This window comes from Aliiglaciecola sp. NS0011-25, assembly GCF_040370605.1.
GTDB classification, from domain to species: Bacteria; Pseudomonadota; Gammaproteobacteria; order Enterobacterales; family Alteromonadaceae; genus Aliiglaciecola; species Aliiglaciecola lipolytica_A.
On record NZ_BAABWR010000011.1, the window covers coordinates 117,784 to 131,778 of the forward strand.

Here is a 13,995-nt window from a genome sequence, read left to right on the forward strand (position 1 = left end):
AAAACCAGCAACAGTAGGAGCATTTTGTTGGTAAGGCTAAGAAAAGACTTCATGTTAGAACCAATGGGCTAATTGAACACCCCAAATATTCCAATATTTGTGGTCGTTCTGGATCGTATTGGGCATAAAAACAGGAGCTAAACGCCCAGTGCCTTTGACACGATGAAATTCGGCTTGGACTTGCCAATTTTCTGAAAAAGTCCAGCTAGTCCCTAAGGTGAATTGATCTTGATAGCCAAAGTACGCTGGCACAATGCCACCAGATAGCGCCGACCTAGCTTCACCACTTCGATCCTTGCGATCTAAATCAAAAATGTCCAATCTTGCAGTTAAGCTAATGTCTTTATTTACATTGTAACGACCTTGAATATACCCACCCTCACCGTGGGAGTCGTTATTGAACCCCAAATAAACTAGGTTGCTATAGATACTCCGTTCCCTGAATAATTCCATAGCTAACTGCCAATTTTGAGTCTCATAAGTGCCCTGAAGCATAAAACGTTGGACTTGTGCATCACCATCAAAAAATGCATCATTTTCGCCACTATTATACTTAAATTTGGAATCCAACAATCCGACGCTAAACTTCACAGCTTGGTTGTGCCAAACGAAATTCCCTTGATGCACAAACTTTTGTTCAATGTCTCCTGTGGCAATCTCTGCAATCAAATTCTTAGTTTGTTCCTGACTGATGGGCGAGCTTCCATAACTCCAATTGAATTCCCAGTCTCCCAAAGTATTTGATGTGTTGGCAACTAACGCCACACCATCAACTCCAAGGGCCACATCTCTGAAGGCGTCAAAATAGATGGACTGAGGTAGAATGATGGTTGGTCTAGTATGGGGTACATCCCGAGTGGATGAGTACAACCAATGATAGTTTTTCACTCTGCCTAAATGCACGTTGACCTGCCAATCTAGTGTACTAATAGCGCGCCAATCTAGAAATAAATAGTCAACTCGGAATCCCTCAGGATAACGATTACCACCGTTTAAATAAACGACCTGCCCCGCCACTCTAAAGTTGGAATCTAAAGTATAAGATCCATTGAGACCTATCTCTGTCAGTTTCAAGGTGACGTCGCCTTCGTCATCAATGTAATTAGAGTTTTGTGCCTGAATCACTCCTTGAGCAATAAAGCCACGCCAATTAAAGTTGTCTGAACTACTCGCGCTAAACGAAAAAGCGGATAAGGTAAAACCAAATAGAGCTAGCAAATTTACCGATAATTTCATCTGCTATTCTCCTATTACTTTTATTTTTTTGACTTTCTCGGTGCTGCTAACATCGAGCACATAACCTATGGCACCGGGGGTAGAGCGGAGTTTTTTAAGCATTTCTTTGGTACTTTTCAGCTCTTTGGGTTTATCTCCTAATCCAGAATAAGCTAACTTATTCCACAGTCTTTCTATTTGGTAAGGGAACATTTTAAGGACATCTTTACAAAGTGCTTGATGGGCTGGATTATCGGTTTTTAATACAAACACAGATATAGGCTGTCCATCAGGCCAGACAGTTTGTCGCATCGAAAATATTTTGCGCAATTGAGCGGGGGTCAGTTCTTCCGTTTTTACATCACTGTTAACTAAAACACTGATTGACCTATCCTCTGCCAGAGTTGCAGTTGATAATATGGTCAATAAAATAAAAGTGACCTGAGCCAGTCTACTTAACAATCCTTTCACCTTTCCTCTAAACAGGATTTCTCCTGAGAAATTAAGATTAGTTTATCTTTTTAGAACTTGCGCATGCTTTTTTGAGTTAATATTAGTTTCGTTTACTGTTTTCAGTCACTTTGGCTAAAAAACGACCTTTAAACGCGATTATTCGACTTTTACTAATCATATGCCGACAGAGTATAATAATTACCAGCATGACTCAATCACCCTCTCAACAGTCTTCATTTTTAAATTCTACGAAGCTAGTTTGTAGCCGCTGGCTGTACTCATTAACTTTATCGTTGGTTATTCCTATTTTATTTATACATTGGTTAGTCAATTTTAGTTTGCGCAAAAAACAATTTAATTTACATCGTTTAAACCGTTTCTCGATTTACACCAAAGCTGTAAAGGGATCGGAGATATTAATTCACTGTGTTTCAGTGGGCGAAGTCGCTGTAGCTGCTAGTTTAATTGAAAAATTATTTCGCGAAGATCCAAACCTAAACGTAACAGTCACGACCACTACCCCTACAGGGGCAGCTAATGTGAAAAATCTTTTAGGTGAGAAAGTGCAGCATTTATATTTACCTTTTGATTTGGGATGGATGATGAAACGAATGTTAAACAAAATTCGTCCAAAACAAGTTTTGGTGGTAGAAGTTGAATTGTGGCCGAATATGATAAGGCAATGTGTGAAAGGTCAAATTCCGGTAATTTTGGTCAACGGCAGAATGACCGATCGCTCTGTTCGCGGATATCAAAAAATGGCTGCGTTGATCAGTCCAATGATGCAATCCATCAAACACGTTTGTGCCCAATCAGAAAGAGATTACCGAAATTACCTTAGCCTGGGCATCCCCGCAGATAAACTGACGATTACCGGCAATATTAAATTTGAATTGGAAAATACTATTAGTGGTGCAGCTGAACCCTTAGTCACGAAATTTAAGCATGAAAAGCGAAAAATACTTATTGCTGGAAGTACCCACGATCCAGAAGAGCAAATTTTAGTTGAAGCCACTAAGTCTCTTATCAAACAGTTTCCTGAATTACTGTTAATGATAGTTCCGCGCCATCCTCAGCGTTTTGATAAAGTTTATGAGTTGCTCAGCGGCTCTGGATTAAGCGTCTCCAGAACGTCTCAAACAAACAAGAGTGTGCGCCATACCGACATTGTTTTAGTTGACCAAATGGGTGTTTTAACCGACCTATATCATTATGCTGATTTTGCGTTCATCGGTGGTAGCATTGCAGCGAAAGGCGGACACAATCCACTGGAAGCGGCAGTGGCTGCAATCCCCACAATGATGGGAAACCACATTCACAATAACCCTGCTATATGTGAATCTTTAAAACAAAGCGGTAATCTATTCTTAGTCACTACTAGCCAAGATATTGTTGATTTAGTTAGTCATTGGCTTGTTGACGATAAAGCGCGTATTTCCGCCGGCCAGAAGGGTTACGATGTTATAAAATCCAATAGAGGAGCGCTGCAAAAAACCATTGAACTAATAAATACTCATCGGCCTTGAGCAGATAACAGCCTGTCAATTTGCTCAACAACCTTTTCCACTTCAATTAACTTCATCAAATCTTGACCTTTTGCCCGGGTTCCCCAAGGAAGCTGCTGCCAAGTTTTACCGGTTTGTTGCAAAATAACCTGGTCGTAAACTGAAACCACATATTGCAAACTTAAATATGGCCCCGTCCGGCGAGGATTACTGTGTGCATACAGGCCAATTACGTCAGTGCCAACAGTAGTCGCCATATGGGCTGGCCCAGTATCAGGAGCAATCACAAATTTCGCGAACTTAAGCACTGCTAGCATTTGTTTTAGCGAGGTTTTACCAATCAAATTTGTAACTTTATGCTTACTATGAGTTTCAATTTGCTGACCTAAACTTTTATCTAAATCAGCTGGACCTCCGCACAAAACAACGTTAATCCCTTTTTCAGTTAAATAATCCGCTATGCTCGCATATCGCTCCGGTAACCAGTTTCTTTCCGCTTTACTAGCAGCGGGGCTGATTACCACATAGGATTTAAGCTCTGCTTGCAGATCTTTAGCCAACTTTTGCTCGTCATCAGCAAGTGGAATGGACCAACTCACGTTGTTAGGTGAAGGCACATTTATGCTATCAGCAAACCCCATAAAGCCCTCTAAAACATGGGCGTGCTGCTGTGCGGCTATGCGCCGATTAGCAAATAACCAATGTAATTCTTTGCTTCGAGCCCAATCAAAGCCAATTTTCGTTGTAGCATTGATTAATCTCGCCGCCCAGTTGGCACGAAATGCCACCTGCATTAAAAACAAGGCATCAAACTTTTCTCCATTCAAATCATCTTTGAGTTTGACATAGGCATCTTTTCCCATTTTTTTATCAAAAATGATGAAACGTACATTTGGCATACCTTTCAATAATTGATACTCAATCTTGCCAATGATCCAAGTAATTTGGATGTTAGGAGCATGTTTAACAATTCGGTCTACCATAGCTGCGGCATGGCAAACATCACCAATCGCTGATAGACGCAGAAGACAGAGTTTTTGGACATTCACAATAGTAGGTTCGATTGCTGCTGTAATATGTGTCCAATTTCATTACAATTCATACCATTACACAAGGGCGAATCAGAATTTATATGACAGATACAGAGCAAACCAATAAAATAGGAGAAATAATCTACTTTGATCCGTGTTTTTTGCCTAATTGTCAGTCTGATTACTTTTCACCAATATTTTGGCAGCAAAAAAATGCGATTATCGGCTCAGCAGTTGGTCGCGGTACAACACACTTTATTCAAACCGAACAACATGAATTGGTGCTCAGGCATTACCGTCGTGGTGGTTTGATTGGTAAATTGCTCAGCGATCAATATTTATATTTAGGCCTTGAGTCTACTCGCGCATTTCGAGAATATAATTTATTGGCAAAGATGAACGCTATGGGTTTGCCTGCCCCCACTCCGGTTGCCTATCGCATTATTAAAAAGTGCATCTATTATCAAGCCGATTTGCTCACTGTTAAAATTGCAAATGCCCAAGATATTCATCATGTTTTGCAAAATCGGGCGTTATCTGAACAAGAATGGAAAAACATCGGTGAAACCATTGCTCAATTCCACCAGCAACAGATTTATCATCACGACTTAAATATCCACAACATCATGCTCGATGATGCTGGTAAAATCTGGTTGATTGATTTCGATAAGTGCGCAGAAAAAGCCGGGGAGTCGTGGAAACAGAGTAATTTAGAACGACTTCTGAGATCGCTTAATAAAGAGACAAATAAAATCGATAATTACAACTTTCAACAAAGCGATTGGCTATTTTTGCAAGCCGGCTATAAAAATCACTAATTTCACAATCACTCGCTTACTTCTTCCTGTTATTTTTATTCACAAAATGCAATTCGTGTAATTTCGCTTCTTTTAAAAAGCCATACATTGCTGAAATATAGGCATGAACGAGCCCTCGACGACCGGAAAGAAACATTCGTTCAATAAAATAAGCTTTTACAAACATCAGAGGGAACACCAAAAACAATTTTAGCCAAGAAGGCTTTTTGCCTTTATTAAACTTTTCTTGGGCTTTCAAAGAAGAGTATTTATTCTGCTTTTCCATGAGCACTTCAGTGCTTTGATATCCATAATGTATGACCAAACCTGACATATCTTGTTGTTTCGCGCTTTTACTTACCTTTACGTTTTCATGCACTAAGCGATCAGTTGGAAATTGGACTTTATGTTTGTTGTAGAGCCTAACGATAGAGCGTTTTTTCGAATTGGCGGACATTGGTAATTGCCAAAATATATCTTCAAAATACAATCGATAGGCATCCGCACTTTTTTCATCCACTACCGATTGAATCCGACTAACAAATTCAGAGCTAAGAATCTCATCACCATCAACATTTAGTACCCAGTCGTTACGGCATAAAGACATTGCGTAGGACTTTTGTTTAGCAAACCCCAACCAATCTTGGTGATACACTTTGGCACCATATTGTTTAGCGATTTCAACCGTATTGTCAGTACTGCCTGAATCGACAAGTATAATCTCATCAAAATTTCGAAGGTTCTCTAACACTTGGTTAAGGTACTTTTCTTCGTTGAGGGTAATAATAAAAACGCTAATGGGTGTATGAGACATGACGATTAATCTTCTTCGGTTGAGTCAGGTTGTTGATTGACTGCCCACAAAGCGGCGTATTTATGAAAAGCATACTGCCCTAAAATTATCGCCATTAAAAATCCACGTTTTCCGTCCAAAAAACCCAATCGAAAAATATATTGCTGAATGAAGTCGACAAAGAATCGCAGTACAGCAAAGCTCAAAGACGATTTTTTATTTTTCTTAGCTTTATCACCGGCACCTAAAACCGCATATTTCAGGTGTTTTTCTTGAACATGATAATAATCTCGCCAACTATAATGAAGTAACGGCGATTTCAATATGCGGACTTTTTCTACCGGCATTTCTAAAGATTCATGTACACTTCGATGTTTGAAATTAGCGCCCTCTTTGAGAAATAGCTTACCTTGCGGCGATGCATAACGACCGTGTTTGAGGGTTTTGCCGAATAAAAAGGTGTGCCAAGGAAATTTGATAAAAGTAGCATCTAGGTTAGGTTCGCTTAGCACATCATCAATTTCTTGTTTGAGCTCTTCGGTAATAACCTCATCAGCATCAATATTCAGCACCCAATCATGTTCACAATAGGTAAGAGCACGATTACGCTGTGCGCCAAATCCAGGCCAATCGGTCTGATAAACCTTGTCCGTGTATTTTTTGACCAGCTCTACTGTGTTATCTGTACTGCCAGAATCGAGCACTACCAGTTGGTCAACCCAACCCGCTAGGGGCTTTAAACTTGCTTCAATTCTGTCAGCTTCATTACATACGATCATGAAACAGGATATTTTGCGTCTAGTCATTGGCGGCTCTTATTCATTCGAATTTCTAATAGTTACAGGCTGTATTTAATTTCAGAAAAAACTGTAAAGTCGTTTTCAGAGTCCTGCTGATTCACCTTACTTGCATCAAGAACAGCGCCTAGCTTGACTTGCCAGTGTCCCCACACAGTTTGATAATATCCGCTTAGCTGAGTAATTTTTTCAGTAAGTCCGACTTGCTCTACATCAGCATCGTCAATTTTAATATAACGAATGGCGGCTTCGAACACATCACCATCGGTAAAGTGTTTTAGAATACCTAAGGATGTCATACGTGCATCGGTTTGACGATCTTCGCCCAGTTCTCGGGTGTAATAACGATACCCAGAGGAATAGGTGCCACTTTCATAATAGCAATGGGTTACGTCTACAATGGCGTCGTCGCAAGATACGTTGGTATCGCTATTTTCTAGGTAGACTTTTGCATCCCACAGGTAACTAGATATACCAACACTGCGAGCTTGGTTACTGACGTTAAATTCACTGGAGTCTCCTTCATCTACATATTGACCGTAGATACTGACTGGATGTTGTAGAACGCGAAATGTGTATTTAGCATCAAGACCTGCTAAATGACTGCCGATATGAGTTTCCATAGATGGCTCACATTCATCAGCACCATCAGAACAACGTTTTTGAAAAGTAAGCACTCTGAAAAAGTCATTCATTCGGTCTGGTTGGCCATCACCACCCCATACAGCTAACCAAGAAAGGCCGACTTCTAGTCCTGGAATGGGACGGGAGGTAAAGCGGCTAGCCCATATTTTTGCATCGGGTACATCACGGCTATCTTCTAACTGTCCAACCTGCGCTGTGGCGTACCAAGGGCCCAAGAATGACAACCAGTTAGAATCAGACTTTGAGGTTCGAGAGCGAGATAATGCCAATGTGGGTATTGGACGTGCATTGTTGGATAATATTAAGCTATTGCCGTGAGATGGTCCCCACCACTGATCGATAGAGCCTAAACGAAGATTCCAATCACCAAGTTGGTATGCCAAATAACTTTGATCTAAATTCTGCTCGCCATTAGGCTCAAAATTGACTGATAGTTTCCCAGCCAATCTTCCTACTCGCGTTTCAGAATTAATATTGAGACGTCCCTTTTCCCCCTGCTGACCATCAAAACTGGCATAACGGGTGCGTTCAGTCGCACCGTATGCGGTCACCGACGAAAATGTATCTTTATGCTTTTGCAGCACTAAATAGTGTTTTAAGCGATTCGCTGCGATGGCTGCAGACGGATGCATAAAGGCAGTATCAAGCTGCGATAGCTGCTCCGAGATGCCTTTCCAAGGAATAGGGAAAGTCGTGGTAACGCTATCTAAATAACCAAATTCACTGAGTATTTGTACATCATAATGCAATTGCGGATCTGTGGTACCAACCCAAGGAGATGCGGAACTCTGTCCAGAAAAAATTAAAAACAATAAGCAAAACTGAATGCACTTAGGCACTAAAAACGCTCCATAATATAAGTAACCTTAACGCCAGTTAAGTACCAACAAAACTAATAAGTGAAAAATCACCGGTATATTCTGTTAGTTGATGAATACTCATCATAAACTCTGATGATGAGTTAGGGCTATTCACCCTTGGATTTATGCTTAGGTCTATTATAAGCTGTGTGCTTTAATTATTGAACTTCATTGAGTTGTTAATATGCACACAAAAGCCATTTATCCAGGCACATTCGATCCTATCACTAATGGCCACGCTGACCTAATTGAAAGAGCCGCGAGAATGTTCTCAACGGTGACAGTGGCTATTGCTGCGAATCCAAGTAAAGAACCTCTTTTTACCTTAGAAGAGCGAGTTGATTTAATAAAGCAAGTTACATCTCACTTGGAAAACGTGAATGTTGTCGGCTTCACTGGGCTTTTGGCAGATTTTGCGGATAGTTTAGATACATCGATTTTAATCCGTGGTTTGCGAGCAGTTTCAGATTTTGAATATGAATTCCAGTTAGCAAACATGAATAGACGGTTAAATCCAAAGTTAGAAAGTGTATTTTTAACACCCGCCGAAGAAAATTCATTTATCTCTTCAACATTAGTCAAAGAAGTGGCTAAACATCGCGGTAAAGTGGATGGCTTTTGTCATCCCGTTGTGCAAAAAGCCTTGACTGAAAAGTTCCACAAAGACGCTTAATAGATTGTAGGCGGATGCGTTAGCCCCGCCGCTCTAACCTTGTCCATTTTTGTCAACAATCCATGGCCTAAAGGCCATGCTACATGAGAAATGTCTCTTGTAGGCGGGTGTTTTAACCCCGTGCAATCGTGCGACCTTCCATGGCCTAAAGGCCATGCTACAACTTAACGCTGGCAGGTGGGGCAATAGAAGGTATTACGTTGCCCGATAACCACTGATTTGAGTGGCGTTTCACAACTCACACATGGTTGTTTAGCGCGACCATAAACCCGTAATTCTTGGGCAAAGTACCCAGGATTACCGTCGGCTTGGGCGAAATCTTTCAAGGTAGTTCCACCTTGTTCAATGGCCTTGGACAAAACGTCTTTAATAATGGGGGTTAACGCAAAATAACGCTTTTTACTGACTTTCCCCGCCTGACGCCGCGGATCTATTCCAGCCAAAAATAATGATTCATTTGCATAAATATTTCCCACCCCAACAACAACTTTGTTATCCATGATAAAGCTCTTCACAGGCACCAGCTTTCCCCGTGACATATCAACAAGCCGCTGAGCGTCAAAGTCATCGGTGAGTGGCTCAGGTCCAAGATTACTAAATAATGCATGAGACTCTTGCTGCTTATCTAACCATAAACACGCGCCAAATCGACGGGCATCATTGAGACGTAAACACAATCCATCAGTTAATTGAATATCTACATGATCATGCTTTTGCAAGGGTGTATTAGTAGGAATAACCCGCAACCGCCCTGACATTCCTAAATGCAGAATTATGCTGCCTGCATGAGTATCAATTAACAGGTACTTAGCACGACGGCGAATATTTTCGATTACCAAGCCATGAGTTAAATGCACTTCATCGGGTATCGGCCAACGAAGTTGTTTATGACGAACAACGACTTGGCTAATGGTCTTGCCAATCATATGGGGAGAAATACCTAGGCGGCTCACTTCAACTTCAGGTAACTCAGGCATTAATAAGTCTCTAGTAGCAATGTTGTAATGGGTATATCGCGAATCTCAAATAACTGTTGTTGATGTAACACCAAGGTATTATCACCATCTTCGTAAAGCTGAAATACACGACCACTATTTTCTCCTGCCAACCAAGCAATGGCTATTTTTGGCATTTGTTGCGGAAGATCACCCTCAAAGGGTGTCATTTTTGCAGTTTCCCAATTTTTCGCTATCGCTAACATCTGCGCTTCGGTGATTTTTTCAGATGGCCTAGCTCGCCAACCTTGGCCAATTCGCTCCATGGTCACTATGGGCATTTGCAAAGTCATCAATTTAGAACCGCTTGGAAGCATGCTGGCTTGCAGCTCGCCATCATCCCCACCGGTGAGAATATTATTGGTGGAGTTGAATAAAAAAATCATTAACAACATGCTGATGATAATGACATTGTTCCAAGCTTTTCGTGATAAACGCATTTTTAACCTGAATTGAGGATAAGTAGAATCAATAAAGAATGAATTATAGCGATTATTCAAAAGTTATGAACAAATAGTTAAATAACGCAAAAAACCCGGCATAAACCGGGTTTTTCGGGAGACAAAAACAAGCAGGTTTACTTGATTTTGGCTTCCTTGAACATAACGTGTTGGCGAATTTTAGGATCAAACTTTTTGATCTCCATTTTGCCAGGCATGTTACGTTTATTTTTGTCAGTGGTGTAGTAGTAGCCAGTACCCGCTGAAGAAACTAATTTAATTTTATCACGCATGGTCGGGCTCCTTAAATTTTCTCGCCACGGGCACGGATATCAGTAAGAACTGAATCAATACCTTTTTTATCGATGATACGCATGCCTTTTGGCGTTAGGCGTAATTTAACGAAACGGTTTTCACTTTCAACCCAAAAACGGTGGGTTTGAAGATTTGGCAAAAAGCGACGACGGGTCGCATTTTTCGCGTGAGAGCGGTTGTTTCCTACCGCTGGGCGCTTACCAGTTACTTGACATACTCTGGACATCGTATTTGTCTCCAAAACAACTTTTAACAATTAGCTTCGCTATATTTAAGAAAAGCAATAAATCACACTAAACGCATAGCGGTAGTGACAAGAGGGCGCATTTTATACAGCATATAACCGCCACGATCAAGGCTTTTGTGTGAAAAAGATCTTATCTTTACTCAGTTGCAAGCCAGCTTACAACCCTAGTTACATGGGATATCCGGTGCTTTGCCACTCAATATGGTTTATCGCCGCCTATTGTAACTCGATAGCCAGAACGCGTTTCAGGGAAGTAATCCCAAACCGCAAAATGTTGGGTACATCGATTATCCCATAACGCAATTGAGTGAGGCTGCCAGCTAAAACGCACTTGGAAATTGGGATCTTTTGCCAGTTCAAATAACATTTTAAGAATGCCATCGCTTTCGGTTTTCGATAGACCCACAATTCGAGTAGTGTAAGAAGCGTTGACAAAAATGCCTTTTCTTCCGGTCACCGGATGGGTTCTTACAATTGGATGGCGGCTACATGGATAGGCTGTACCATAATCACCATAGATACTGTGATAGACAGGATTTGCGTCATGTTCGGCTTCGAGTCCACTTAAATAGTCTTGCATGGCTGGAGATAACGAATCGTATGCTGCGTACATCGATGAGAACAGCGTATCGCCACCAATTGATGGCAGAGTATGTAAATACAACATCGAGCCCATAGGAGGCTCTGGGTTGCAACTCAGGTCAGAGTGCCAATTATCGCCTGCCACATATTTGGACTCTTTATCTGCATGTATCGCCACAATATCTTTGTACCCTTCAATGCTTGGTGCACCTGGATGCACAATAAGATCACCAAAAACTTGCCCGACTTCTCGATGTTGGTCGTGACTCAATGGTTGGCCACGAAAGAAGATAACTTGATGATCCATCAATGCTTGATTTAAATCCGCACGCTGTTGTTCAGATAATGGTTGAGTTAAATCCACATTTCCGATAATCGCCCCAATATTTTTTGTCATTGGCGTGACAGTGATGCTGCTCATGTAATTACCTTTAAGTTGAATACGATTGTGCTTACATACCGTATTGATAGGTTTTGTAATCTGCCACTTGGCTATTTCTAACTGCGCTCAACGCCTTAGCATATTCAGTTAACAAATTAATAGAATGCTGTAATCGAGTGCGAATATAAATGTCATCCTGGTTTTCAGGTGGATTTGTATCATTCATACAAAGCTTTACGTTGCGCACGATAATATGATCAGGTATCCAACAAATTCTATTATTTTTGTAACTGCTAATGCGCAATTCTGCCACCGGTAAATATCCCCCGACGGAAGCAGATATTGCGACTATCAAACCGGGTTTATTGGCCATTTCTGCGGCGCTACTGAATAGGAAAAAGTTTTTTAAACAACTAGGTACCATTCCATGCCAATCAGGAGTGAGAACAATAAATCCATCGCAACTTTGTAATTCTTTAGCAATGGGTTGCCAGGCTGTTTGTAAACTACCTTGTTTTTCATACCAAAAGCTATCATCGAAATTAGCCAGAGGCTGTTTACCTAAGTCTAATAAAAAAGTGTTCACATCTTGCGAGTTTAACGTTTGTTGAATATATAAACCCACTTTACTGGTTTGCGATTTAACCCGCTGGCTACCGCAGATAATACCTATTTTCATATTTACGTCTTCATTAGCTATGTTTAAGTTAAATTTAAACAAGCCATGCCACAAGTTCTTGATTTTTTACGCCCGATAAATTGTGTTTGCCAAAAGAGTTGCGCTAATTTCGCATTGCATCAGTGCAGTTGCGCACAAGCCTGGTGCATTGGACCATCATCCCCCCGAAATAGAGCAAACCAAAAGACGTCTTTTTACAACTTGTTTGACGGATACGTCCAAGATACGCCGCTATGAAATTTTTATACTAGAGCCAGTTTGGGAAGTAATCAGTTTCTGTTTCAAAGAGACTGTATCGATATTCTCTTCAACAAAAATACTAAACAAGTATAAAAATAGCATTGGGAAATAGCGCATGATGAAAAAAGTATTCGACGAAGAGTTTTTTGCCAGTTTGGCCAGCTCCACATTAGAAGTTGAGCAAGCGGAAACGTTACCTCCAGAATGTTATTCTGATCAAGCATTTTTTGAATTCGAAAAAGAAGCTTTATTTAACCACGAGTGGCTGTGTGTTGGGCGTGAATCGTTGATTCCCAAAGTCGGTGATTTTTTCACTGTCACTCACGTCAACGAACCTTTGATTATATGTAGAGATAGAACCCAAGAAATTCATGCTTTGTCGGCGGTGTGTCAACATAGAGCAATGTTAGTGGCTGAGGGCCACGGTAACGCACAGGCCTTCTTGTGTCCTTATCATCACTGGGGTTATCGTTTAGATGGCACTTTGTCAGGAGCTCCTGCAATGAATAAGACCTGTGACTTTAGTCGTGATGATATTGCATTGCCAAAACTAAAAGTTGAAGTCTGGTTAGGCTTTATTTTTGTTAATTTTGACCTAAATGCAGCGCCATTGGCATCAAGATTAACCGAAGTCACTAAATATCTAAAAAATTACGACTTGGAAAAAGCCGAAGGCCCCAGACCCATGACGCCAGAGAAATACAACTGGAACTGGAAAGTGATGATGGAAAACAATAATGACGGATATCATGCAACCAAACTTCACAAAGGTCCCCTGCACGACTTTATTCCTAGCGAAAAGTCAGTTTTTCCAGAAATGCCTGCAGGTGAAGCAGGTTATGTTAGATTAAATGGAACCAATCACCCTGACGCAGCTTTTAATCCACTGCAAAAAGCGATATTACCAATTTTTCCTAATTTAACTGACGAAGACCGCCACCAAGCGGTGTTTGCCAACTTGCCGCCAACTCTATCTTTGGTGATGACTAGCGACATGATTATTTACTTAATCTTGCATGCAGAATCCGCTGACAGTCATAGTATGACCATTGGCTACTTGGTTGCTCCTGGAGCAATGAAAGATCCTTTGTTTGAAGACAAAATAGATTTTAATATGAAAGCTGCCATGGAAATTACTGAGCAAGACTTGCATGTCGATAGATTAGTACAAGTTGGCTTAACCTCTAGATTCGCTCCCAGAGGCCGCTATTCTTGGCAAGAAAAGGCACAACAACTATTAAATGAATGGTTAGTAGAGCGTTATCAATCTTGTTGGGACAAGTCTAAACAGATCATTCCGATTAAACAGAGTGCTTAATTAATATCGTAATTTCTACAGTACGCAA

16 protein-coding genes are annotated in these 13,995 nt (G+C 40.8%); 4 read left to right on the forward strand and 12 right to left on the reverse strand.

The annotated features are described in order from the left end of the window. Positions 1-54: 54 nt before the first annotated feature. Both ABWV72_RS11375 and ABWV72_RS11380 read right to left on the reverse strand, forming a co-directional pair. On the reverse strand, positions 55-1,236 hold the full coding sequence (locus ABWV72_RS11375; protein WP_353370620.1) for a TonB-dependent receptor: 1,182 nt from the start codon (positions 1,234-1,236) through the stop codon (positions 55-57). A gap of 3 nt (positions 1,237-1,239) precedes the next feature. Beyond that, positions 1,240-1,677 carry a type 2 periplasmic-binding domain-containing protein gene (locus tag ABWV72_RS11380; protein ID WP_216049359.1) on the reverse strand — a complete coding sequence of 146 codons (438 nt, stop codon included), beginning with the start codon at positions 1,675-1,677 and terminating at the stop codon, positions 1,240-1,242. A gap of 197 nt (positions 1,678-1,874) precedes the next feature. Between ABWV72_RS11380 and ABWV72_RS11385 the strand changes: the two genes are divergently transcribed. Next, positions 1,875-3,194, forward strand: a complete 1,320-nt coding sequence (locus ABWV72_RS11385) for a 3-deoxy-D-manno-octulosonic acid transferase (RefSeq protein ID WP_353370622.1) — start codon at positions 1,875-1,877, stop codon at positions 3,192-3,194. On the opposite strand, the gene ABWV72_RS11390 is transcribed toward ABWV72_RS11385, so the two are convergent. Next, complete coding sequence (locus tag ABWV72_RS11390) at positions 3,182-4,222, reverse strand: glycosyltransferase family 9 protein (RefSeq protein WP_303500095.1); 1,041 nt, start codon at positions 4,220-4,222, stop codon at positions 3,182-3,184. The genes ABWV72_RS11385 and ABWV72_RS11390 overlap by 13 nt on opposite strands. 83 nt (positions 4,223-4,305) lie before the next feature. Here ABWV72_RS11390 and ABWV72_RS11395 point away from each other — a divergent pair, with 83 nt between their 5' ends. Next, positions 4,306-5,022: a 3-deoxy-D-manno-octulosonic acid kinase gene (locus tag ABWV72_RS11395; RefSeq protein ID WP_353370625.1), complete on the forward strand. Its 717-nt coding sequence runs from the start codon at positions 4,306-4,308 to the stop codon at positions 5,020-5,022. Between the two features lie 16 nt (positions 5,023-5,038). Here the strand turns inward: ABWV72_RS11395 and ABWV72_RS11400 are convergent, their stop codons facing one another. Genes ABWV72_RS11400 through ABWV72_RS11410 form a run of 3 tightly spaced genes read right to left on the reverse strand, consistent with a single transcriptional unit; the run spans position 5,039 to position 8,075 of the window. Continuing rightward, on the reverse strand, positions 5,039-5,815 hold the full coding sequence (locus ABWV72_RS11400) for a glycosyltransferase family 2 protein (protein WP_353370627.1): 777 nt from the start codon (positions 5,813-5,815) through the stop codon (positions 5,039-5,041). Between the two features lie 5 nt (positions 5,816-5,820). Further along, positions 5,821-6,600, reverse strand: a complete 780-nt coding sequence (locus ABWV72_RS11405; protein WP_252729304.1) for a glycosyltransferase family 2 protein — start codon at positions 6,598-6,600, stop codon at positions 5,821-5,823. Between the two features lie 32 nt (positions 6,601-6,632). Next, entirely contained in the window at positions 6,633-8,075 is a 1,443-nt protein-coding gene (locus tag ABWV72_RS11410; protein WP_353370629.1) for a capsule assembly Wzi family protein, read from the reverse strand. Positions 8,076-8,280: 205 nt separating this feature from the next. On the opposite strand from ABWV72_RS11410, the gene coaD reads away from it, so the two are divergent. Beyond that, positions 8,281-8,769, forward strand: coding sequence for a pantetheine-phosphate adenylyltransferase (gene coaD, locus ABWV72_RS11415; RefSeq protein WP_216049363.1), 489 nt, complete (start codon positions 8,281-8,283; stop codon positions 8,767-8,769). Positions 8,770-8,933: 164 nt separating this feature from the next. Here coaD and mutM read toward each other — a convergent pair whose 3' ends face one another. The 6 genes from mutM to ABWV72_RS11445 form a co-directional block, all read right to left on the reverse strand. Further along, a complete protein-coding gene (gene mutM / locus ABWV72_RS11420) occupies positions 8,934-9,746 on the reverse strand; it encodes a bifunctional DNA-formamidopyrimidine glycosylase/DNA-(apurinic or apyrimidinic site) lyase (RefSeq protein WP_353370632.1) in 813 nt (270 codons plus the stop codon). Beyond that, positions 9,746-10,204 carry a hypothetical protein gene (locus ABWV72_RS11425; RefSeq protein WP_216049365.1) on the reverse strand — a complete coding sequence of 153 codons (459 nt, stop codon included), beginning with the start codon at positions 10,202-10,204 and terminating at the stop codon, positions 9,746-9,748. Before ABWV72_RS11425 ends, mutM begins: the two co-directional genes overlap by 1 nt. 137 nt (positions 10,205-10,341) lie before the next feature. Next, complete coding sequence (gene rpmG, locus ABWV72_RS11430; protein ID WP_216049366.1) at positions 10,342-10,497, reverse strand: 50S ribosomal protein L33; 156 nt, start codon at positions 10,495-10,497, stop codon at positions 10,342-10,344. Positions 10,498-10,508: 11 nt separating this feature from the next. Further along, complete coding sequence (gene rpmB / locus ABWV72_RS11435; protein ID WP_008845260.1) at positions 10,509-10,745, reverse strand: 50S ribosomal protein L28; 237 nt, start codon at positions 10,743-10,745, stop codon at positions 10,509-10,511. Between the two features lie 217 nt (positions 10,746-10,962). Continuing rightward, positions 10,963-11,769, reverse strand: a complete 807-nt coding sequence (locus tag ABWV72_RS11440; RefSeq protein WP_353370635.1) for a TauD/TfdA dioxygenase family protein — start codon at positions 11,767-11,769, stop codon at positions 10,963-10,965. Positions 11,770-11,800: 31 nt separating this feature from the next. Beyond that, on the reverse strand, positions 11,801-12,409 hold the full coding sequence (locus ABWV72_RS11445; protein WP_353370637.1) for an NAD(P)H-dependent oxidoreductase: 609 nt from the start codon (positions 12,407-12,409) through the stop codon (positions 11,801-11,803). 355 nt (positions 12,410-12,764) lie between these two features. Here ABWV72_RS11445 and ABWV72_RS11450 point away from each other — a divergent pair, with 355 nt between their 5' ends. Beyond that, a complete protein-coding gene (locus ABWV72_RS11450) occupies positions 12,765-13,967 on the forward strand; it encodes an aromatic ring-hydroxylating oxygenase subunit alpha (RefSeq protein WP_216049369.1) in 1,203 nt (400 codons plus the stop codon). Positions 13,968-13,995: the final 28 nt, after the last annotated feature.

Coding starts and splice junctions, on each gene's coding strand:
- ABWV72_RS11375 (WP_353370620.1), bottom strand. CDS start 1,236: ATGAAATTATCGGTAAATTTGCTAGCTCTATTTGGTTTTACCTTATCC.
- ABWV72_RS11385 (WP_353370622.1), top strand. CDS start 1,875: ATGACTCAATCACCCTCTCAACAGTCTTCATTTTTAAATTCTACGAAG.
- ABWV72_RS11395 (WP_353370625.1), top strand. CDS start 4,306: ATGACAGATACAGAGCAAACCAATAAAATAGGAGAAATAATCTACTTT.
- ABWV72_RS11400 (WP_353370627.1), bottom strand. CDS start 5,815: ATGTCTCATACACCCATTAGCGTTTTTATTATTACCCTCAACGAAGAA.
- ABWV72_RS11405 (WP_252729304.1), bottom strand. CDS start 6,600: ATGACTAGACGCAAAATATCCTGTTTCATGATCGTATGTAATGAAGCT.
- coaD (WP_216049363.1), top strand. CDS start 8,281: ATGCACACAAAAGCCATTTATCCAGGCACATTCGATCCTATCACTAAT.
- mutM (WP_353370632.1), bottom strand. CDS start 9,746: ATGCCTGAGTTACCTGAAGTTGAAGTGAGCCGCCTAGGTATTTCTCCC.
- ABWV72_RS11425 (WP_216049365.1), bottom strand. CDS start 10,204: ATGCGTTTATCACGAAAAGCTTGGAACAATGTCATTATCATCAGCATG.
- rpmG (WP_216049366.1), bottom strand. CDS start 10,497: ATGCGTGATAAAATTAAATTAGTTTCTTCAGCGGGTACTGGCTACTAC.
- rpmB (WP_008845260.1), bottom strand. CDS start 10,745: ATGTCCAGAGTATGTCAAGTAACTGGTAAGCGCCCAGCGGTAGGAAAC.
- ABWV72_RS11440 (WP_353370635.1), bottom strand. CDS start 11,769: ATGAGCAGCATCACTGTCACGCCAATGACAAAAAATATTGGGGCGATT.
- ABWV72_RS11445 (WP_353370637.1), bottom strand. CDS start 12,409: ATGAAAATAGGTATTATCTGCGGTAGCCAGCGGGTTAAATCGCAAACC.
- ABWV72_RS11450 (WP_216049369.1), top strand. CDS start 12,765: ATGATGAAAAAAGTATTCGACGAAGAGTTTTTTGCCAGTTTGGCCAGC.